Origin of the sequence: Geobacter sp. AOG1 (assembly GCF_019972315.1) — a bacterium.
Taxonomy (GTDB): Bacteria; Desulfobacterota; Desulfuromonadia; order Geobacterales; family Geobacteraceae; genus Geomobilimonas.
In genome coordinates, this window is the sequence record NZ_BLIZ01000001.1 from 911,229 (window position 1) to 930,443 (window position 19,215).

Below are 19,215 nucleotides of genomic sequence, written 5' to 3' on the forward strand. Positions count from 1 at the left end.
AATATACACCTACTTTTATGTTAGCGGGGGAACAGTGCGCCTCAAGGACGAGCAGATTGCCAAACTGGCCGACAAAATTCTCGCCGATCTCACCACCGCCGATCTCATTCGTCTCAAGCGGGAGCGGGGGGCGATCCTGGCCGGCATCAAGGGAGCCATCGCCTCAGACCTCTCGATGGAAGCGACTCTTGAAAAGGATGCGGAAAACCTCCTGGAACAGACCCTCCGCTCCATGGGAAGCGCCGCCAGCGGTATCGACCGGCACAAGATGCTCAGGATGATCAAGGAGAAACTGGCCAAGGAACGCAAAATCGTCCTTTGATCCGTTTTCTTTTCACGTTTTACCTTTTACTTTTCACCATTCATCGGGGTTCCCCATGCACGTAAGCGAAGACCGCATCTCCCACCTGGCCCACCGCATCGTAGAAAAGATCTGGCGGGACGACCTGGCCGATTTCCCCGATGAAGCCCGTGCCCTGCAGTCGGTCAAGGATACCATCGCCACCTTTTTCCACCTGGCGGCAGAGGTGGACGAAGCGGTCCGGAAAAAACTTGCATCTTACAGCCAGGCCAAGGTTCCGGGGAGCAGGGACTGGGAAATCCTCTACCAGAAATTTTATCAGGAAGAGATGGTCAAGCGAAAATGGTAACGTCACGCCTACGGTTTCTTGTCAAATGCAGGCTTTCCTCACACCTCGCCCTTCTCGTGGTGCTGCTGTTGACTGGCTGCGGTCCCGCAACGAAAGTCTCCGTTACCCCCGACTTCAAGAAGGGACCGGAACAGGAAGCGGTCTACATCGTCCCCTTCGTCACCACCCTGGTGCCTGAAAATTTCAGCGATACCGTATTCAATTCCTACGTGGACGACCTGAACGACAACCACGCCCAGACCAACGCCACCTGGTTCTCCATCATCAAGGAAGACCTGAAGAACGTCAACCAGCAATGGCTCGCCAAGCAGTTCTACATTACCGGCGAAATCTGGAGCTACATCGAGAACTCCGGCTGCTGCTCCACCGAACTGCGGGTCAAGGCCCGGCTCCAGTTCTACGAAGTGGGAAAGAAAGAACCGTCCATGGAGGTCTATATTCCCCTGGAAAGCTTCTTCGACCACGACCGCTCCACCCTCGCCGTGGAACGGGATCGTCTGGCAGCACGCCTGGCCCACGAAATGACTGTCCAGACCCTCAAGGCACTCCAGAAGCGGTAGCACCAGCGTCTCGCCAAGCCGTGAAGAAACGCACCGACCTCCGCCAGTTCATCAACCAACCAGGCCACAGGAATTTTTTTCGATTAATGACTTGATTTTTACCGGCGGCCTGTTTATATTTACCCAGCGATTAGCACTCAGCGGTTTCGAGTGCTAATATTTTTTTCGCCAACACAATCTATTACAAAACCCACGCAGAAAGGAGATGCAGCTGATGAATCTGAGACCATTGCAGGACCGTATTATCGTGAAGAGACTGGAAGAGGAGACAAAAACCGCCGGCGGAATACTGATTCCCGACACCGCCAAGGAAAAGCCCCAGCAGGGGGAAGTGGTTGCGGTCGGGAAAGGCAAAGTCACCGAGGACGGCAAGATTCTCCCGTTGGACGTGAAGGTTGGCAACAAGGTGCTGTTCGGCAAATACGCCGGCACCGAGATCAAGCTGGACGGGCAGGACTACCTGATCATGCGGGAAGACGACATCCTCGGCGTCCTGGAAAAGTAAACGCACCACCGTGCGGTAACACCATCAATCAGTTATTACCCCAAGGAGGATAGTACAACATGGCTAAGATCATAAAATTCGACCAGGACGGCAGAAACGCCATCCTGAAAGGTGTCAATACCCTGGCCGACGCCGTCAAGGTAACCCTCGGCCCCAAAGGACGCAACGTGGTCATCGATAAGTCCTTCGGCGCCCCCCTCATCACCAAGGACGGCGTGACCGTCGCCAAGGAAATCGAGCTGGATGACAAGTTCGAGAACATGGGGGCCCAGCTGGTGAAGGAAGTGGCCTCCAAGACCTCCGACATTGCCGGTGACGGCACCACCACCGCCACCGTCCTCGCCCAGGCCATCTACCGCCAGGGAGCCAAGCTGGTTGCCGCCGGCCACAATCCGATGGAGATCAAGCGCGGTCTCGACCAGGCAGTCGAAACCCTCGTGGGCGAGCTGAAAACCCTCTCCAAACCGATCAAGGACCACAAGGAAATCGCCCAGGTCGGCACCATCTCCGCCAACAACGACAAGACCATCGGCGACATCATCGCCCAGGCCATGGAGAAGGTCGGCAAGGAAGGGGTCATCACCGTCGAGGAAGCCAAGTCGATGGAAACCAGCCTTGAGACCGTGGAAGGGATGCAGTTCGACCGCGGCTATCTCTCCCCCTACTTCGTCACCGACCCGGAGCGGATGGAAGCGAAACTGGACAACGCCCTGATCCTCATCCACGACAAGAAGATCTCCAACATGAAGGACCTGCTCCCGGTACTGGAGCAGACCGCCAAGTCCGGCCGCCCGCTCCTCATCATCGCCGAAGACATCGATGGCGAAGCACTGGCCACCCTGGTGGTCAACAAGCTGCGCGGCGTCCTCAACATCTGCGCCGTCAAGGCCCCCGGCTTCGGCGACCGTCGCAAGGCCATGCTGGAAGACATCGCTATCCTCACCGGCGGCAAGGTGATCTCCGAAGAGATCGGCTTCAAGCTCGAAAACACCACCATGGACATGCTCGGCAACGCCAAGAAGCTCACCATCGACAAGGACAACACCACCATCATCGACGGTGCCGGTTCGGAAGTCGACATCCAGGGACGGGTCAAGCAGATCCGCGCCCAGATCGAGGAAACCACCAGCGACTACGACCGTGAAAAGCTCCAGGAGCGCCTGGCCAAGCTGGTTGGCGGCGTTGCCGTCATCAAGGTCGGTGCAGCCACCGAAGTGGAAATGAAAGAAAAGAAGGCCCGCGTTGAAGACGCACTGCACGCAACCCGCGCCGCCGTCGAAGAGGGGATCGTCCCCGGTGGTGGGGTTGCCTACCTCCGCGCCATGTCCGCCCTCGACAAGCTCTCCCTCCCGACCGAGCAGCAGTTCGGCGTCACCGTCATCAAGCGCGCACTGGAAGAGCCGATCCGCCAGATCGCCCAGAACGCCGGCGTCGATGGCTCCATCGTGGTGGACAAGGTGAAGAACGGCAAGGACGCCTTCGGCTACGACGCCGCTAATGACGAGTATGTTGACATGATCAAGGCCGGCATCATCGACCCGACCAAGGTCTCCCGCAGCGCCCTGCAGAACGCCTCTTCCATCGCCGGTCTGATGCTGACCACCGAGGCGATGATCGCCGAGAAACCCAAGGACGAAGGCGCCATGCCGGCAATGCCCGGCGGCATGGGTGGTATGGGCGGAATGGGTGGAATGGGCGGAATGATGTAAATTCAATAGGAAGCGCTGCTTTTCCGCAATCTCGTCGTTGCTCTTCGGGACTGGTTGTGCGGCGTACTTCCAGTACGCCTCCGCCCAATCCCTTGAGCGCCTAGAGCTTATCGAAAAATCCACGCTTCTGACTTTGCCTAAAACAGCAAAAGGGAGCGACCAAACGGTCGCTCCCTTTTTTATTTCGTCTATCCACATTACCTTTTGCAAACCACTTCTCTGTGGTGGTTTTCAGACCCAAAGGGGGTCAAAAACTGTGGGAACTCTTCATCAGCATGCTGACCCCCAGGTAGGTGAAGAGGGTCACGGCGAAGCCAACGATCCCTCCCCAGGCCACGGCCCGCTCCCATTGGGGACCTTTGAGCCGGATGTGGAGGTAGAACGCGTAAAAGAGCCAGAGGATAGAAGTCCAGAACTCCTTGGGGGTCCAGAGCCAGTAGGTCCCCCAGGCATAGTACCCCCAGATCCCCCCCGACACCATGGAGGCGGAGAAAAACGTGTACCCTACCAGGGCCGCCCGGTACTGGAGGTCAAGGAGCGGCCGCTCGTTCCGCATGAGGAAGAGCGCGCCGAGCAGGGCACCGATGGTGAACAGGGCATAGGCAAAAAAGGCGAGCGCCACGTGGAGCTCGAACCAGTATATGTCCAGGATCGGCGGCAGCGGCATGTTGAAGCTCCTGAACGGAAGGGCCATGAGGGCGAAGAGCGCCGCAGTGAAACCAACCAGCCAGGCAAATCGATCGGACTGCCGCAGGGGAGCGGCGAAGAGGAAGGGTAGCGCCATGAGGGGTATGGAGGTGGAGAAAAAGACCAGGGTGTCGTGGGGGCCAACGAGCGGCAACCGCCCCAGGTCGTGGCCACGCAGGGCCAGATAGGTGAGCTCGGCCACCAGCCCGGTGACCAGGAACGGCCGCCTGAAGCCGCCGAACAGGTAGAGAGCACAGGAGAGAAGGAGAAGCCATTTCATCCGTTATTCACCAGCCAGATTGGGAATCAATACAATCGGCACAACTATACCCGGCGGGCTGGGGGGGTCAAGAGAAATTTGCCACTGCACAAATATGCTTGCCACGGCAGGCCGTTCCCCTACATTTAAGCATCTTTTCCCCCCTTGGTCCCCGGAAAGGAAACGGCCGCTCCTCCAAGGAAGAGCGGCCGTTTTATATCGTAATCCTGCAAAAGAAAGGTCAGTGTTTATGCTCCAGTGCCCCGCCTCCTCCTTCGCCATGGTGGGCACCCTCACCCACGATGTCCCGGTGCAGCCGCTCCACATAGTGGATGAACTCGACGTAGGCCGCCACGTACTCCCGGCCGGCGGCCACGCTCTCCTCCGCATGCTTCTTCTTCGCCGCGACTTCAGCAAAGCGTTCCTTGATCCCCTTGGCCGCATGCTCGGCAATCCGCTTCGCCAGTTGGTCACCGGCGCCACTTTCCACCGCCTTGTCCGCCATGGCGATGGCCGGCTCCACTTCGCCGGCCGGCTTCAGACCCGTATAGGGAGCACCTTCACCTGCCCGGTGGACCCGAACCAGGGTTTCGAAGAAGTAATGATCAGCCAGTTCCCGCGCCTCCGGCCCCTTGCCGCGCACCGTCAGGGCCAGCTTGAAGGCGTCGCGGAGTTCCCCTTCGACCTCCGGCTTTACCCACTTCAGGACCGGCGTCATATCCCCCTTCTCCAGGGCCTTCCGTCCATCAACCACCACCGGCCCGTCAAGCGTATCGCAATGGGCCAAGGCCGATTCAGCCCCCGCCAGCAGCAGACCGACAGCGATCGCCCCTACCATTGCTTTCATGCAGCGTTGCACCTTTGTTTCCACGGACGACCTCCTTTTCCCCCTGCTCAACGTTCCTGCCGAAACGGACAAAACGCGAGTGCGATAACCACCGACCAGATCCCTGCCATTAATGCCACGATAATTTCCATACCGCACCTCCCATGGGAAAATAATCCCCGTAAATCCCCGGCGGTGGCATTTCCCCCACCTCCTATCCTGTCATCAACCTTATCATCGGGCAGAAGATTTTCTTTGAGCCAGGTCAAAAAAGTGCGATTTCACAAAAAAAGGGCCCGGCACACCTGCCGGACCCTTCATCTTCTCTACCCCCGGCGAATCTCAGAACTCCTGGGGCATCGCCTTCACCTGCTTCGCCGTGAATACCGGCCCGTCCTTGCAGACGTAGACGTTCCCCACGTTACAGCGGCCGCACTTCCCCAGCCCGCACTTCATCCGGTTCTCCAGGGTGGTATAGATCGCCTCGTCAGAAAAGCCGAGTTTCTCCAGTACAGGAAGGGTGAACTTGATCATGATGGGGGGGCCACAGACCAGGGCGATGGTGTTGGCTGCAGCAGGGGCCGCCTCCTCTAGGATGGTTGGCACGAAGCCGACCTTGCCATCCCAGGTGGGGCCGTTGCCACCGGGATCGACGGTCTTGACGAGGTTCACGTCGCTCCGCTCCTCCCACTCCTTCAACTCGTGCTTGTAGACCAGGTCCGCCTCGCTCCTGGCACCGTAGACGATGGTGATGTCACCGAACTTGTCCCTGAGATCGAGACAGTTCCAGATCACCGTCCTGAGTGGCGGCAGGGCGATTCCCCCGGCCACGAAGACCAGGTTCTTGCCGTAGAACTCTTCGATGGGGAAGGAGTTACCGTAGGGACCACGGACGCCGACGGTGTCCCCCACCTCCAGGGAGCGGAGCGCATCGGTCACCCGCCCCACGGAGCGGAAGCAGCACTCGATGTACCCCTTCCTGGTGGGAGAGGAAGCGATGCAGAAGGTGGACTCGCCGGCCCCGAAGGCGGAGTACTCGGCGAACTGGCCGGCCCGGAAGGTGAAACTCTCCCGCACCTGTTCGTCCTGGAACACCAGCCGAAAACTCCGGATGTCGGACGTCTCGTCGCGCATCGCCTCGATAGTGGCGAGGTGGGGCATGTAGATGTTTTTACCGTGTTCGCACATGATAACTCCAGGCACGAGGCGTCAGACACGGGGCTTTAGGAAAACCTAGAGCCCAGTGCCTAGTGCCCAGAGCCGATTTTGTCCAGGATTTCGTAGATGTCGATGCCCACCGGGCAGTGGCGGATACAGCGTCCGCAGCCGGTGCAGAGGGTCTGGCCGAACTTGTCGTCGTAGTACTTGAACTTGTGCATGATCCGGTTGCGGTAGCGCTTGTTCTGGATGTCCCGTGGGTTGTGACCGGAGGCGTGGTTGGTGAACTTGCCGAAACCGCAGGCGTCCCAGTGCTTGCGGCGTTCACCCTTGTCGGCGGTTCCTTCGTCGTTGATGTCGAAGCAGTGGCAGGCGGGGCAGAGAAAGGCGCAGGCGCCGCAGCCGGCGCACCGATCGGCGATGCCGTTCCAGATGGGGCTTTCGAAGTTGCCGTCGAGCCACGTCTTGATCTTCTCCAGGTCGAGTTTCTCCACCGCCGGTTCCGCCGGGGGGAGGGGTTTTGCGTTGTCTGTCTCGTTGAAGAGCTGGGGATAGCGCGCCATGAGGCGCTCTCCCTTCTCCGTCGGCGCCTCGCAGGAGAATCCCCCACCTTCCAGCGGCGTCAGGAAGAGGTCGGACCCCTTCATATCGGCAGGGGAAAGCCCCACCGCCGTGCAGAAGCAGGCGTCGTCGGCCTTCGTGCAGGCAAGGCCGATGATGGTGGTCCGGCGCCGCCGCTCCAGGAAGAATTCGTCCTTATAGTCCCAGGAAAAGACCGCATCCAGGATTCCCGGCGCCGCCGCGTCGCAGGGTCGGGCGCCGAACAGCACCGTCTCCGGAACGGCGCACACATCCACATCTAGCACCGTCGTCTTTCCCTCTTTTTTCTCGAAGGAGAGGATGGTCTCACAGACGGGGAAGAACGCCTCCTTGGCGGAACGGCGCGGCAGCTGATCCAGGACCAGATCGTCCCCCTTCGTCAGCGGTTCGTAGAGGGTCATGGTCCCGGCCTGTTTGGGGCCCACCACCCGGGCACCCTCTTTAACGAGGGTGTCGACGAGGAGGCGGAGGTTCTGTTCGGTAATCATTTTCGGCATAGGATTTCTCGATGTCTTTTTGAAGCGAGCAATTTTTCGCTCAATCAAGGCTGTCGAGGGAGAGCGCGGAGGCGTACTGGAAGTACGCCGCACAAGCTATCCCGAAGACTTACGCAGAGTGAGCGAAAAAGGGCCGCTTCCCTATTTTATGAAGCTCTGGTCGTCGTTGTCCTTGTACTCCGCCAGCGGCCCCTTCTCCACCGGCTGGAGTCCCGTCTCGAATCCGTACAGCTCCTTCATCTCCTGAGCCATCTTCCGGTTGAGGAGGTTCAGGGGGATGTCCATGGGGCAGACCCGCTCGCACTCGGCGCAGCCGGCGCAGCGCCCCGCCAGGTGCATGGCACGGACGATGTGCCAGGCCATGTTCCCTGCCGGCCGGGGAGTGCTCTCCACAGCCTGGGGGCGGTTCTTGTCACAGAGGCACTGCTCGCAGTAGCAGAAGGGGCAGACCTGGCGGCAGGCCATGCAACGCACGCAGCGGGAAAACTGTTCCTTCCAGAACTCCCAGCGCTCCGCCGGCGTCATGGCCTCCAGCCGGGCCATCTCCCGGGCCTCCACCGGCGTCAGCTCCGGCAGTGAGGGCATGGTCCCGGCGGTAAGGTCGGCCCCCTCCGGCGTGTGGACGGTGCATTCCCGGCATTTGCGGGCAAGATTCCCGGTGGTAAGCGGCTCGCCGTTACCGGCCCCGCTCCCCTTCACCCCGGCGCAGACCACGCCGATGATGAAGACCTCCTCCCGTTTCAGCTGGGATTCCCCCATGAGGCCGGCCAGGGCGCGCATGTCGCACCCTTTGGCGACGATGGCAATCCGCCCTTTTTTGACCACGTCCTTCTTCGCCTTGGTGAGGTAGAGGGCGAGGTTGTTGACACAGGCAGGGGAGAAGATCAGGTCGCCGGCCTTTTCAGGATCAGTGACGATGGCCGGCATGGTGGTGCCGGCACGACGACCGGCCTTGTACCCCACCACCGCAGTTACCGTCCCGTCGGAGAGAATCCGGGCCGCTTCGTTCCGGATAGCGTCGGTGACGGCGGCATAGCAGGAGGTGTCGATAGGGATGGCCGTTTCAAGTTTCTCTGCTCTGTTCATAACTGTAACCCTTCAATTAACAGGGATGTTCAGGATAGTCAGGATAAAACCCAATAGTTTTTTATTGTTGTTGAATCTAAACATTCTTAATCCTGAAGATCCTGATTATCTCTGTTAAATTTGGTTGTACGCCTCTTGCAGTTCCGGGGTAGCCAATGCACCCGACCAGCACTCCTCCGTCTCCAGCGTCTTGAACTCTTCCATCGGACCCATGGCGCGGATCCGCTCCGTCAACTCCGTCACCACCTCGACCCATTTTCCCCCCTCGGCAGCCGAGACCCAGGAAAACTGGAGGCGGTTCAGGTCGACGCCGACGAAGTCCAGCAGCCCCCGGAAAGCGGCAAACCGGCGCCGGGCATGGAGGTTCCCCGCCATGTAATGGCAATCGCCGGGATGGCAGCCGGAAACCAGCACCCCGTCGGCACCGCGCTGGAAGGCGCGAAGGATGAAAACCGGGTCGATCCGCCCGGTGCAGGGAAACTTGAGAACCCGGACGTTGCTCGGGTACTGGAGCCGGCTCGTCCCGGCCAGGTCCGCGCCGGCATAGGTGCACCAGGTGCAGACGAAGGCAACTATTTTCGGTTCAAAGTCATGTTTTTCTTTGGTTTCGTGCATCATTTCCTCACATCATTCGGAACGAGCAAGTTTTCGTCAGATCAAGGAAGGCAAGTTCCGGCGCGGAGACGTAGCAGCGCTACGTCGCACAAGAAGGAGCGAAGTCTGACGCCGAGCTGGCGGAAAATCACTCGTTCATAACGCTTCGATCATTGCCATGACCTGCTCGTCCGTATACCCGTCCAGTTCCACGGATTTGGACGGGCAGGTTGCCTGGCAGGTACCACAGCCGCCGCAGACGCCGGGGTTGACGTAGGCCACCACCCGGACCAGGTTCCCCTGCCGGTCGCGAATTTCCTTCTCCTCCACAGCGCCGTAAGGACAGACCTTCTTGCAGTAGAAGCAAGCGACGCAGTTCCTTTCGTTGACCCGCGCCACAATCGGCTCCCGCTCCAGTTGGTCCTTGGCAAAGAGGGTCATCACCTTGGCCGCGGCGGCGGAGGCCTGGGAGACGGTGTCCGGGATATCCTTCGGTCCCTGGCAGGCACCTGCCAGATATATCCCGGCCGTTGCGCACTCCACCGGCTTCAGCTTGGCATGGGCCTCGGAGTAGAAATTGTACGTGTCGTAGGAGATGCCGAGTTTCTGGGCCAGGGAATCGGCTCCTTGCCGGGGCTGAACCGCCGTGGCGAGGACCACCAGGTCCGCCTCGATCTCCACCTGGACGCCGACCAGCACGTCGCTCCCCATGACCACGATCTTGTCCCCCTTCTGATAGAGGCGGGAGACCATGCCGCGGATGTAGACCGCTTCCTCTTCCTCCACCGCACGGCGCCAGAATTCGTCGTAGCTCTTCCCCGGCGTACGGGCATCCATGAAGAAGACGTAGGCCTGTCCGTCATGGACCTTATGCTTGTAGAGCATGGTGTGCTTGGCGGTGTACATGCAGCAAACCTTGGAGCAGTAGGATATCCCCTTCTCCCTTGCCCGGGAACCGACGCACTGGACAAAGACCACCTGTTTCGGCTCCCTTCCGTCCGAGGGACGGAGGATCTTGCCGCCGGTGGGGCCGCTGGCCGAGGCGAGGCGCTCGAAGGTCATCCCGTCGATGACATCGGGGATGGTGCCATGGCCGAATTCCCCGTACCCCTTGATGGAAGAGCCCTTCGGCTTTTCGGCGATGCTGTAGAGCTCGAATCCGGTTGCGACGACGATGGCCCCCACCGGTTCGGTAATAAGCTCGTCCTGCTGGTCATAATCCACGGCACCGGGACCGCAGACCTTGGCGCAGACACCGCACTTGCCGGACTTGAAGTACGTGCAGTTTTCCCGGTCGATAACCGGAGCGTTGGGGACCGCCTGGGGAAACGGGACATAGATGGCCGGCCGGGTGCCGAGACCGCAGTCGAACTTGCTCTTGATTTTCTTCTGGGGACACTTGGCCATGCAGACGCCGCAGCCGGTGCACTTGTCCATGTCGACGGAGCGGGCCTTCTTGCGGATGGTAACCTGAAAGTTGCCGATATAGCCGTCGACGTTCTCTATTTCGGACCAGGTGTAGAGCTTGATGTTGGGGTGGTTGGCCACGTCCACCATCTTGGGGGTCATGATGCACTGGGAGCAGTCCAGGGTGGGAAACGTCTCGGAAAGTTGGGCCATGTGGCCGCCGATGGAAGGTTCCCGCTCCACCAGGAGCACCTGGTGGCCGCAATCGGCAATGTCCAGGGCTGCCTGGATGCCGGCGATGCCGCCACCGATGACGAGCGCCCGCTTGGTGATGGGAACGGTGATCGGCTGGAGTGCCTTGTCCTTCTTCACCCGTTCCACCATAAGCCTTACGATGTCGATCGCCTTGGCTGTCGCTTCCTCCCGGTCCTCGTGGACCCAGGAGCAATGCTCGCGGATGTTGGCCATCTCGCAGAGAAACGGATTCAGGCCCGCAGCCTTCGCAGCATTGCGGAAGGTCTTCTCGTGCATGCGGGGGGAACAGGCTGCGACCACAAGTCCGTCCAGCTTGTGCTCAGCCACCGCCTTCTTGAGGAGCCCCTGCCCCGGATCGGAGCACATGTACTTGTAGTCGGTGGCATAGGCCACGCCGGAGATGTGACCGGCAGCCTCAGCCACCCGCTCCACGTCAACCGTTCTCGATATGTTCTCACCACAGTGGCAGACAAAAACGCCGATTCTGGACATGTAAAACCTCAAAAAAAATCGTTTACCACAGAGGACACAGAGGATATCGGAGGCAACCCCGATAAGCCCGAAAGTTTTTGCCTTTTCTCGGGGTTCTTCCGCTCCCTCTGTGGTTAAAGCAGTTGTTTCTCCCGCAGAAGCGGCAACGGGTTGACGATCATGCTTTCGAGCCCCAGTTTCCCCGTCGGCACCCCTACCGCCAGGCCGAGGAGCTGGGTCATGTAGAACACCGGCATCCCGTAGCGGGTGCCGTTGGCCTCTTCAATCTCCTTCTGGCGAATGTCCAGGTTGCCGTGGCAGAGGGGGCAGGCGACCATGATGCAGTCGGCGCCGGCTCTCTTGGCGGAGGCGAGGATCGCGTTGGAGAGATTGAGGACCACGCCAGGGCGCGACAGGGTGAAGTTGGCCCCGCAGCACTCCAGCCGGTGGCTCCAGGAGACCGGCTCAGCTCCGGTGGCTGCTATGACGTTCTCCATGATGGTCGGCGCTTCGCAACAGTCCAGTTCCGGTACATCAGGGGGGCGGGTGAGGAGGCAGCCATAGTAGGTGGCAACCTTCAGACCGGTCAGGGGCTTTTTGACCGCGTCGGCGAGCCTGTCAAGGCCGTAGTCCTTCGCCAGGATCTCCAGCAGGTGCTTGACTGGCTTTTCCAGGGAAACGGAGCCGGCAATGGCTGTCTCCACCTGCTTTCGCTTGATATCGTTCTCCGTCAGCCGGTGCTGGGTAGTCTTGAGCCGGGAGAAGCAGGCAGCGCAGGCAACCGCCAGGTCCCCCTCCACATTGTCGGCGAGGGAGAGATTCTTGGCACAGAGAGAGAGGGACAACAGCTCGTCCACGTTGTGGGCCGGGGTGGCACCGCAGCAGAACCAGTCGGGCACTTCCTTCAAGCCGATCCGCAGGGCCTTGAACACCCCTTTCGTGGACTCGTCGTACTCCTTGGCCGAGGCATGGAGGGAGCAGCCGGGGTAGTAGGAATAGTTCAGCAGGTTCTTCGTCATGATCTTCCTGTCCTTTTACAAGTCGCGCGTCCCGGGTCCCGGGTCCCGGTCTTTATCACGGTGCTTCACCTTTTTTCCGCATCTCCTCGATGCGGGAGAATATCTGCTCGATCTCACCGATGTTCCGGTTCTTCTGGTGGAACACTTTCAGCTTCCCCTTGGTGAGGAGTTTGGGCCCAAGGAGGAAGTCCTTCATGAACTGGCCGCTCTTTATGTTGAAGACAGCGGCAAGCCGCATCTCGTACTGGCGGCCGTAGGTCTTGATGTTCTCGATGAACAGGCGGTTGGCAAGCTGGACGTAGCTCTCCTTGGAGGGGCCGTTGGCGTCCCAGGAGAGCTTTCTCAGGGCGTCCATGATGGCAGCCAGGTCCACCTTGTTGGGACAGCGGGTGGAGCAGGTCTCGCAGGAGGCGCAGTACCAGATGGAGCGACCGGCAAGTACCCGCTCCCACTGGCCGAGCTGGAGCAGACGGACGATCCGGTTGGGGGGGTGCTCCATGAAGGTGCGCATGGGGCAACCGGCGGAGCATTTACCACACTGGAAACAGCGGCGTACCGAACTGCCGGAAAGGGCCTCCACCTTCCGCACGAATCCGAGGTTCATGGTCTCGGTGGAGAGGTGCATTTTTGAGTTCTTCACTGAAACTCCTTTCCTGCCCCGGCGCAGGGTGAATCCATGGATGGTCAGGCGATAGACAGCAGGGGAAGGGGAAACGTGGCGCGACGGGAGAAGGGTGGCAGGCGCCTGGGACGGGAAGATGCGGTTATCGGCTCTGGACAGCTCTTTTAGTATTGCTAAAATTCAACAAAACAATAACCCGGTTATTTTGTGGTGGTTACGACTACATATTTAATTATAGTAAAAATCAATAGCATACCGGAAATTCATTTGTCAACAACTATTTAGGCGTTCGTCGGTCATGATAAAACAGTGGACACAAAAATGCACATATAACCTTCCCCATCACTCTCATGAGAACTATACCCTTTTCGGTAACAAAATGGCAACAAGAGAATGGATACCGGGCAAAGACTTTGACAGGGGGGGGGTAAATGGATTAAAACTGGAACTGTCGTCGCAAAACCAGGCCAATGGATATACGGAGCGGACCATTAGCGAACTTGCCAGACTCTACCGCTACATGCGGTCACGCCGGGGGACCTACCTCCTGGGGGGGCTCTTCCTCCTCGGTACCAACAGCTGCGCCCTTCTCATCCCCTGGCTGATGAAACTGGCGGTTGAAGGGCTCCAGTTTCCCCTGAAGGCGCCACATTCCTCCGTGTACTACGCCCTGCTCATCATTGCCGCCGCCCTGCTCCAGGGGATCATCCGCATCTTCTCCCGCACGACCCTGCTCCATGCCGCCCGCCGCATCGAGTTCCAGCTCCGCGAGGAGCTCTACGCAAAGCTCCTCGACCTCGACCTCCCCTACTTCAGCCGGGAACGGACGGGGGATATTCTCTCCCGCTTTTCCAACGACCTGACCAACGTCCGGATGCTCATGGGGTTTGGTGTCCTCAACGTCATCAACACGGTGATCATCTACGTGGCCGCCCTCTTCCTCATGGTCCGCATCAGTCCGAGCCTGACCGCCTTCGCCATCATCCCCTTTCCGCTCATGATCCTGATCGTAAAACGCCTCAGTGCCTCCATGTTCCGTCGCTCGAAACGTGCCCAGGAAGAGCTGGCCAGGCTCTCCAGCCATGTGGAGGAAAACGTCTCCGCCGCCGCCGTGGTCCGGGCCTACTGCCGGGAGGCCGCTCAGATCGACGCATTTCGGGAGATCAACAGTCGCTACCTGGAAAGCAACATGGGAATGGCGAGGCTTCGGGGGTGGATGATTCCGGTCATGGCCTCCGCCGGGGCGTTCGGCACCCTCATCGTCCTCTTCCTCGGTGGCAGCCGGGTCATCGCCGGTACTTTCACCCTCGGTGATTTCGTCGCCTTCAACGGCTACCTCGCCATGCTCATCTGGCCAACCATCGTCATGGGGTGGATACTCAACCTCATGCAGCGGGGGGCCGCCTCCATGTCGCGGCTGAACCACGTGCTGGAAGCGAGGGGAACGGTCACGGAACCGACCGAACCGGCACCGGTGGAGCGGTTGCGGGGAGAGATCGAATTTCGAAACCTGGCCTTTTCCTATGGCGATGAGCCGTTCCTTGCAGATATCTCCCTGACCATCAAACCCGGCATGAAGGTCGGCATCGCCGGTCCGGTCGGGAGCGGCAAGTCTTCCCTGGTTCGGCTCATCCCCCGTCTCTACCCGGTGGCCGATGGCCGGCTCTTCCTCGACGGCATCGATGTCAACCGTATCCCCCTCGCCCGCCTCCGTGACGCCATCGGTTTCGTCCCCCAGGAGAGCTTCCTCTTCTCCCGCAGTATCAGGGACAACATCGGCTACGGAAAGGAAGATGCTGCCCCGGAGGAGATCGCCACAGCTGCCCGCCTCGCCAGCCTGGAAAATGACGTGCACCGGTTCCCTGACGGCTACGATACACTGGTGGGGGAACGGGGGGTGACCCTTTCGGGCGGCCAGAAACAGAGGGCGGCCATCGCCCGGGCGCTCCTCAAGGATTCAGCCATCCTGATTCTGGACGACCCCCTCTCCGCCGTCGATTCCCGCACCGAGGAGGAGATTTTGGGAAGTCTGGGCGGCTACTACGGCGACCGGACCGTCATCATCGTTTCCCACCGCCTCTCCGCCCTCCGGGAGTGCGACCTGATCCTGGTGCTGGAAGCGGGAAGGGTGGTGGAACAGGGAAGCCACGAGGACCTGCTGGCCATGGGCGGGCGCTATGCAGCCACCTGGCATGAACAGCAGCTGCGGGCGGAGATCGAAAGGCTGTAATAAAGTCTGCCCCGAGACACAGCAACAAGATAAAAGGCTCTTATGCACTACGGCGGCATCTACGAAGACGAAATAGTCGGCAAGGCCTACGACCGGCGCCTCATGGGACGGTTCATCGGTTACCTGCGCCCTTACCGGTTGCTGGTGGCGGTGACGCTCATCCTGCTCCCCCCCATGGCGGCGGCGCGGCTGGCACAGCCCTACCTCCTCAAGCTGGCCATCGACAACCACATCGTGAAAGGCCAGATGGAGGGGCTGCCGCTCCTGGCGGGTTGGTTCATTCTCCTTATCCTCGCCGAATCACTCTTCACTTACGCCCAGGTCTGGCTCCTCCAGTACGTGGGGCAGAAGGTGATGTTCGACCTGCGCCTGGCACTCTTCACCCATGTCCAGCGTATGCCTGCAGCCTTTTTCGACCGGACCCCCACCGGCAGCCTGGTAACCCGGCTCACCAGCGACGTGGAGGTGCTCGGGGAGATGTTCGCCGCCGGAATCATCACCATCGTCGGCGATATCATGGTGCTGATCGGGATCATCGGCATCATGCTCTGGATGAACCTGAAGCTGTCCCTGGTCACCTTCTCCGTGCTCCCGCTCCTCGTCTGGGTCGCCTTTACCTTCCGCCGCCGTATGCGCGAAGCTTTCCGCCAGGTGCGGGCGCGGCTCGCCAACCTCAACGCCTTCCTGGCCGAAAGCATTGGCGGGATGGCGGTGGTGCAACTCTTCAACCGGCAGGCCCGAGAACAGGAGGAGTTCACCCGGCTGAATGCCGCCTACCGGGACGCCAATCTGCCGGTCATCAGCTGGGATGCAGCCCTCTACGCCCTTGTGGAAACCCTTTCCTCGGTGGCGGTGGGGATCATCGTCTGGTACGGCGGAGGGGAGATTCTTCAGGGTGCCCTCACCTTCGGCGCCTTGGTCGCCTTCATCCAGTACATCGAGAAGTTCTTTTCCCCCATCCGCGACCTGTCCGCCAAGTATTCGATCATGCAGGGGGCGATGGCGGCGCTGGAGAGGATATTCAATCTGCTGGACCGAGAAGAAGCGGAGGTGCCAACGGGAAAAATGTACGACCCGGGAGCGCAGAAAGAAGCGCCCACCACCGTTCCTCCCGTCCAGACTATCCAGTTTCACGACGTCTGGTTCGCCTATAGCGGCTACGACTACGTACTGAAGGGGTTCAACCTCTCCCTCCGTCGAGGGGAGACCGTAGCGCTCGTGGGAGAAACCGGCGGGGGAAAGACCACCGTCACCCGCCTCCTGTCGCGCCTCTATGACGTGCAGCGGGGGATCATCTCCTTCGACGGCACCGACATCCGGGATATCCCTCTCAATGAGTTGCGCAGTCGGATCGGCGTGGTACTCCAGGACCCCTATCTCTTCACGGGGAGTATCGAATTCAACATCTCCCTAGGTGACGAGAGGGCCCGCCGGCGGGTAGAGGAGGCGGCGCACATCGTCGGCGCCGACCGCTTCATAAGCCAGCTTCCCAACGGCTACCGGGAAGAGGTGCGGGAGCGGGGGGTGAATCTCTCCGCAGGAGAGCGGCAGCTCATCTCCTTCGCCCGGGCGGTCGCCTTCGATCCGGAGATCCTCGTCCTCGACGAGGCTACGGCCAGCATAGACACGACCAGCGAACGGCTCATCCAAGAGGGGCTCCGGGGGCTCATGACGGGGCGTACCTCCCTCGTCGTCGCCCACCGCCTCTCCACCATCCAGGACGCCGACCGAATCGTCGTCATCCACCGAGGGGAAAAAATGGAGGAGGGAAGCCACCAGGAGCTGCTGGCGATGCGGGGGCTCTACTACCGGCTCTACCAGCTGCAGTTCAGGGATTGACGCATTTATTTTTAACCACAGAGGACACAGCAGTTTTCGCAAAAATCATCACACTACGTATTTTTTCAAATGACGTTGACTTCGATATGTAATGGCCTCGTTATTCCTCTGCCGCCCTCCGAGTCCTCTGTGGTAAACTGCCTTGACTTTAACCGGAGATACCCATGAAACACCTCATCCTCGGCACCGCCGGCCACATCGACCACGGCAAAACCTCGCTGGTGAAGGCCCTGACCGGCATCGATACCGACCGACTGCCGGAAGAGAAGGCTCGCGGCATCACCATCGAACTCGGGTTCGCCCATCTGGAACTGCCGGGGGACGTGCAGTTCGGCATCGTCGACGTTCCGGGACACGAACGGTTCGTCCGGACCATGGTGGCCGGGGTAGGGGGGATGGACCTGGTGATGCTCGTCATCGCTGCCGACGAGGGGATCATGCCCCAGACCCGGGAGCACCTGGATATCTGCCGGCTGCTGGGGGTAAAGAAGGGGCTGGTGGCACTGACCAAGAGCGACCTGGTGGACCCGGAGTGGCTCGGGCTGGTCATCGAGGAGGTGAAGGAATACCTGGCGGGGGGCTTTCTGGAAGGGGCGGCCATTCTGCCGGTCTCGTCCCGCACCGGCGCCGGCCTGATTGAGCTGAAAGCGGAGCTTGCCCGGCTGGCCGTCGACATGGAAGAGAAGAAGAGCGCCGGCCCGTTCCGGCTCCCCGTGGACCGCGTCTTCACCGTCACCGGCTTCGGCACCGTTGTGACCGGCACGCTGCTGAGCGGGTCCATCACCGTCGGTGACGAGGTGGAGCTCCTCCCGTCCGGGATCCGTACACGGGTGAGGGGAGTGCAGAGCCATGGCAGCAAAGGGGAGAAGGGTGCCGCCGGCCAGCGGGTGGCAGTGAACCTCCAGGGGGTGGAGCATACGGAGGTCCGACGCGGCGACGTGGTTGTCTCTCCCGACGCATTCCGCACCACCCGTACCGTGGACGCCATGCTCGTCCATCTTCCCTCGGCCCCCCGCAACCTGAAGCATCGGGCCACCCTGAGGCTCCATTCCGCCACCTACGAGGTGCCGGCACAGGTGATACTGCTGGACAGGGATACGCTCAAACCGGGGGAATCCGCCTTTGCCCAGCTTCGCCTGGAGCACCCCGTCCTGCTCCTTCCCGGCGACCCTTTCGTTCTCCGCACCTTTTCGCCCCCGGCTACGGTCGGCGGCGGGCGGGTGCTCGACCCGGCCCCGGCAAGACGTCGGCGCCGTTCCACGGAGGCGCTGAACCTTCTCAACTCCCTTGCCGGAGACGACGACCGGCTTAAGGTCAACCTGTTGGTTGCCCAGAACCTCTACTCCGGGATTACAATCCAGGAAATCGTCACCCGGAGTGGACTCCCCCTCAAACAGGCAGATGCAGCCCTGGCGCCGCTCTTGTCGGACGGCACCCTGATCCAAGTGGTTAGGGAACCGCGCATCTTCCTAGGGAAGGGCGCCTTCGCCGATCTGCAGGAACTTCTTTTCGGCGAACTGGAACGCTTCCTGCGGGACAACCCACTGAGGGAAGGGATCGGCAAGGAGGAACTGAAGGGGCGTCTGCCGAAACGGAGCGACCCCCGTTTCTTCGGTCCGCTCTTGGCATTGCTTGAAAAGGATGGTAAGGTAGTGGTGGAACGCGACTTGGTCAAGCTCCCCGGCCGCAAAGGAATCCCCTCCACCGCCCAAGCCGAGGTACAGGAGCGGATCGCCGACCTCCTCCGCAAGGGGGAGATGGAGCCGCCAACCGTCAGGGAACTCGCGGATGCCGCCGGTTGCGGTGAAAAGGATGTCCTCGGGCATCTCAACTTGTTGGTCCGGGAGGGGCGCGCCGTCAAGGTCAAGAGCGATCTATTCTACGCGCCGGACCCCGTCGCAGCCATCCGGGAAAAACTCATCGTCTACCTGAAGGAGAGAAAGGAGATCACCCCCACCGACTTCCGGGAATTGACCGGCCTCTCCCGCAAGTTCATGATTCCCCTGCTGGAATTTTTCGACGGCGAAAAGCTGACCATACGGGTCGGCGACAAGCGGGTGCTGCGAAAAGGGTAGGGAACGGAAGAAACATCACCATCGGCATCATCACGCGCCCGTAGCTCAGCTGGATAGAGCACCAGGCTTCGAACCTGGGTGTCGGGAGTTCGAATCTCTCCGGGCGCGCCATTTAAAACAAGCACTTAGATAATTATCTCGGTGCTTTTTTCATTTGTGTAACCTT

The 19,215-nt window shown here is 60.3% G+C and carries 17 protein-coding genes and 1 tRNA gene; 9 read left to right on the top strand and 9 right to left on the bottom strand.

The genetic code is table 11. The features are described from left to right. The first annotated feature begins 34 nt into the window (after window positions 1-34). From LDN04_RS16825 to groL, 5 genes are all read left to right on the top strand, one after another. On the top strand, window positions 35-322 hold the full coding sequence (locus tag LDN04_RS16825) for a DUF507 family protein (protein WP_255573244.1): 288 nt from the start codon (window positions 35-37) through the stop codon (window positions 320-322). 55 nt (window positions 323-377) lie between these two features. Continuing rightward, a complete protein-coding gene (locus LDN04_RS16830; RefSeq protein ID WP_255573245.1) occupies window positions 378-650 on the top strand; it encodes a DUF507 family protein in 273 nt (90 codons plus the stop codon). Further along, window positions 644-1,210, top strand: a complete 567-nt coding sequence (locus LDN04_RS04135; protein ID WP_223906670.1) for a hypothetical protein — start codon at window positions 644-646, stop codon at window positions 1,208-1,210. Before LDN04_RS16830 ends, LDN04_RS04135 begins: the two co-directional genes overlap by 7 nt. Before the next feature lie 214 nt (window positions 1,211-1,424). Beyond that, window positions 1,425-1,715, top strand: a complete 291-nt coding sequence (groES, locus tag LDN04_RS04140) for a co-chaperone GroES (RefSeq protein WP_223906673.1) — start codon at window positions 1,425-1,427, stop codon at window positions 1,713-1,715. 59 nt (window positions 1,716-1,774) lie between these two features. After that, the gene (gene groL, locus LDN04_RS04145; RefSeq protein WP_223906676.1) at window positions 1,775-3,424 is read left to right on the top strand and encodes a chaperonin GroEL; all 1,650 of its coding nucleotides are present in this window, start codon (window positions 1,775-1,777) and stop codon (window positions 3,422-3,424) included. Window positions 3,425-3,671: 247 nt separating this feature from the next. Here groL and ccsA read toward each other — a convergent pair whose 3' ends face one another. The 9 genes from ccsA to LDN04_RS04190 all read right to left on the bottom strand — a co-directional run bounded on the left by ccsA (window position 3,672) and on the right by LDN04_RS04190 (window position 12,923). Then, window positions 3,672-4,391, bottom strand: coding sequence for a cytochrome c biogenesis protein CcsA (ccsA, locus tag LDN04_RS04150; protein WP_223906680.1), 720 nt, complete (start codon window positions 4,389-4,391; stop codon window positions 3,672-3,674). Window positions 4,392-4,611: 220 nt separating this feature from the next. After that, complete coding sequence (locus LDN04_RS04155) at window positions 4,612-5,241, bottom strand: DUF6448 family protein (protein WP_223906683.1); 630 nt, start codon at window positions 5,239-5,241, stop codon at window positions 4,612-4,614. A 297-nt stretch (window positions 5,242-5,538) separates the two neighbouring features. Continuing rightward, window positions 5,539-6,384, bottom strand: a complete 846-nt coding sequence (locus tag LDN04_RS04160) for an FAD/NAD(P)-binding protein (protein ID WP_223906686.1) — start codon at window positions 6,382-6,384, stop codon at window positions 5,539-5,541. A gap of 59 nt (window positions 6,385-6,443) precedes the next feature. Then, window positions 6,444-7,451: a 4Fe-4S dicluster domain-containing protein gene (locus tag LDN04_RS04165; RefSeq protein WP_223906689.1), complete on the bottom strand. Its 1,008-nt coding sequence runs from the start codon at window positions 7,449-7,451 to the stop codon at window positions 6,444-6,446. A 141-nt stretch (window positions 7,452-7,592) separates the two neighbouring features. Further along, the gene (locus LDN04_RS04170) at window positions 7,593-8,537 is read right to left on the bottom strand and encodes a 4Fe-4S dicluster domain-containing protein (protein ID WP_223906691.1); all 945 of its coding nucleotides are present in this window, start codon (window positions 8,535-8,537) and stop codon (window positions 7,593-7,595) included. 114 nt (window positions 8,538-8,651) lie between these two features. Further along, complete coding sequence (locus LDN04_RS04175; protein WP_223906693.1) at window positions 8,652-9,152, bottom strand: hydrogenase iron-sulfur subunit; 501 nt, start codon at window positions 9,150-9,152, stop codon at window positions 8,652-8,654. A 135-nt stretch (window positions 9,153-9,287) separates the two neighbouring features. Further along, window positions 9,288-11,285 (bottom strand): CoB--CoM heterodisulfide reductase iron-sulfur subunit A family protein, encoded by a 1,998-nt coding sequence (locus LDN04_RS04180; RefSeq protein WP_223906695.1) that lies wholly within the window; start codon window positions 11,283-11,285, stop codon window positions 9,288-9,290. Between the two features lie 113 nt (window positions 11,286-11,398). Then, complete coding sequence (locus LDN04_RS04185) at window positions 11,399-12,283, bottom strand: CoB--CoM heterodisulfide reductase iron-sulfur subunit B family protein (protein WP_223906697.1); 885 nt, start codon at window positions 12,281-12,283, stop codon at window positions 11,399-11,401. Window positions 12,284-12,338: 55 nt separating this feature from the next. Then, entirely contained in the window at window positions 12,339-12,923 is a 585-nt protein-coding gene (locus tag LDN04_RS04190) for a 4Fe-4S dicluster domain-containing protein (protein WP_223906699.1), read from the bottom strand. Window positions 12,924-13,425: 502 nt separating this feature from the next. On the opposite strand from LDN04_RS04190, the gene LDN04_RS04195 reads away from it, so the two are divergent. The 4 genes from LDN04_RS04195 (at window position 13,426) to LDN04_RS04210 (ending at window position 19,160) form a co-directional block, all read left to right on the top strand. Then, window positions 13,426-15,135 carry an ABC transporter ATP-binding protein gene (locus LDN04_RS04195; protein ID WP_223913332.1) on the top strand — a complete coding sequence of 570 codons (1,710 nt, stop codon included), beginning with the start codon at window positions 13,426-13,428 and terminating at the stop codon, window positions 15,133-15,135. 42 nt (window positions 15,136-15,177) lie between these two features. Continuing rightward, window positions 15,178-16,974, top strand: coding sequence for an ABC transporter ATP-binding protein (locus tag LDN04_RS04200; RefSeq protein WP_223906702.1), 1,797 nt, complete (start codon window positions 15,178-15,180; stop codon window positions 16,972-16,974). Window positions 16,975-17,138: 164 nt separating this feature from the next. Next, complete coding sequence (gene selB / locus LDN04_RS04205) at window positions 17,139-19,049, top strand: selenocysteine-specific translation elongation factor (RefSeq protein WP_223906705.1); 1,911 nt, start codon at window positions 17,139-17,141, stop codon at window positions 19,047-19,049. 34 nt (window positions 19,050-19,083) lie between these two features. Further along, window positions 19,084-19,160, top strand: a tRNA-Arg gene (locus LDN04_RS04210). The last annotated feature ends 55 nt before the right edge of the window (window positions 19,161-19,215 follow it).

Excerpts from the sequence above, each read along its gene's own strand:
- groL (WP_223906676.1), top strand. The coding sequence starts at position 1,775 with ATGGCTAAGATCATAAAATTCGACCAGGACGGCAGAAACGCCATCCTG.
- groES (WP_223906673.1), top strand. The coding sequence starts at position 1,425 with ATGAATCTGAGACCATTGCAGGACCGTATTATCGTGAAGAGACTGGAA.
- LDN04_RS04175 (WP_223906693.1), bottom strand. The coding sequence starts at position 9,152 with ATGCACGAAACCAAAGAAAAACATGACTTTGAACCGAAAATAGTTGCC.
- LDN04_RS16830 (WP_255573245.1), top strand. The coding sequence starts at position 378 with ATGCACGTAAGCGAAGACCGCATCTCCCACCTGGCCCACCGCATCGTA.
- LDN04_RS04200 (WP_223906702.1), top strand. The coding sequence starts at position 15,178 with ATGCACTACGGCGGCATCTACGAAGACGAAATAGTCGGCAAGGCCTAC.
- ccsA (WP_223906680.1), bottom strand. The coding sequence starts at position 4,391 with ATGAAATGGCTTCTCCTTCTCTCCTGTGCTCTCTACCTGTTCGGCGGC.
- LDN04_RS04195 (WP_223913332.1), top strand. The coding sequence starts at position 13,426 with ATGCGGTCACGCCGGGGGACCTACCTCCTGGGGGGGCTCTTCCTCCTC.
- LDN04_RS04180 (WP_223906695.1), bottom strand. The coding sequence starts at position 11,285 with ATGTCCAGAATCGGCGTTTTTGTCTGCCACTGTGGTGAGAACATATCG.
- LDN04_RS04170 (WP_223906691.1), bottom strand. The coding sequence starts at position 8,537 with ATGAACAGAGCAGAGAAACTTGAAACGGCCATCCCTATCGACACCTCC.
- LDN04_RS04160 (WP_223906686.1), bottom strand. The coding sequence starts at position 6,384 with ATGTGCGAACACGGTAAAAACATCTACATGCCCCACCTCGCCACTATC.
- LDN04_RS04135 (WP_223906670.1), top strand. The coding sequence starts at position 644 with ATGGTAACGTCACGCCTACGGTTTCTTGTCAAATGCAGGCTTTCCTCA.
- LDN04_RS04165 (WP_223906689.1), bottom strand. The coding sequence starts at position 7,451 with ATGCCGAAAATGATTACCGAACAGAACCTCCGCCTCCTCGTCGACACC.
- selB (WP_223906705.1), top strand. The coding sequence starts at position 17,139 with ATGAAACACCTCATCCTCGGCACCGCCGGCCACATCGACCACGGCAAA.
- LDN04_RS04185 (WP_223906697.1), bottom strand. The coding sequence starts at position 12,283 with ATGACGAAGAACCTGCTGAACTATTCCTACTACCCCGGCTGCTCCCTC.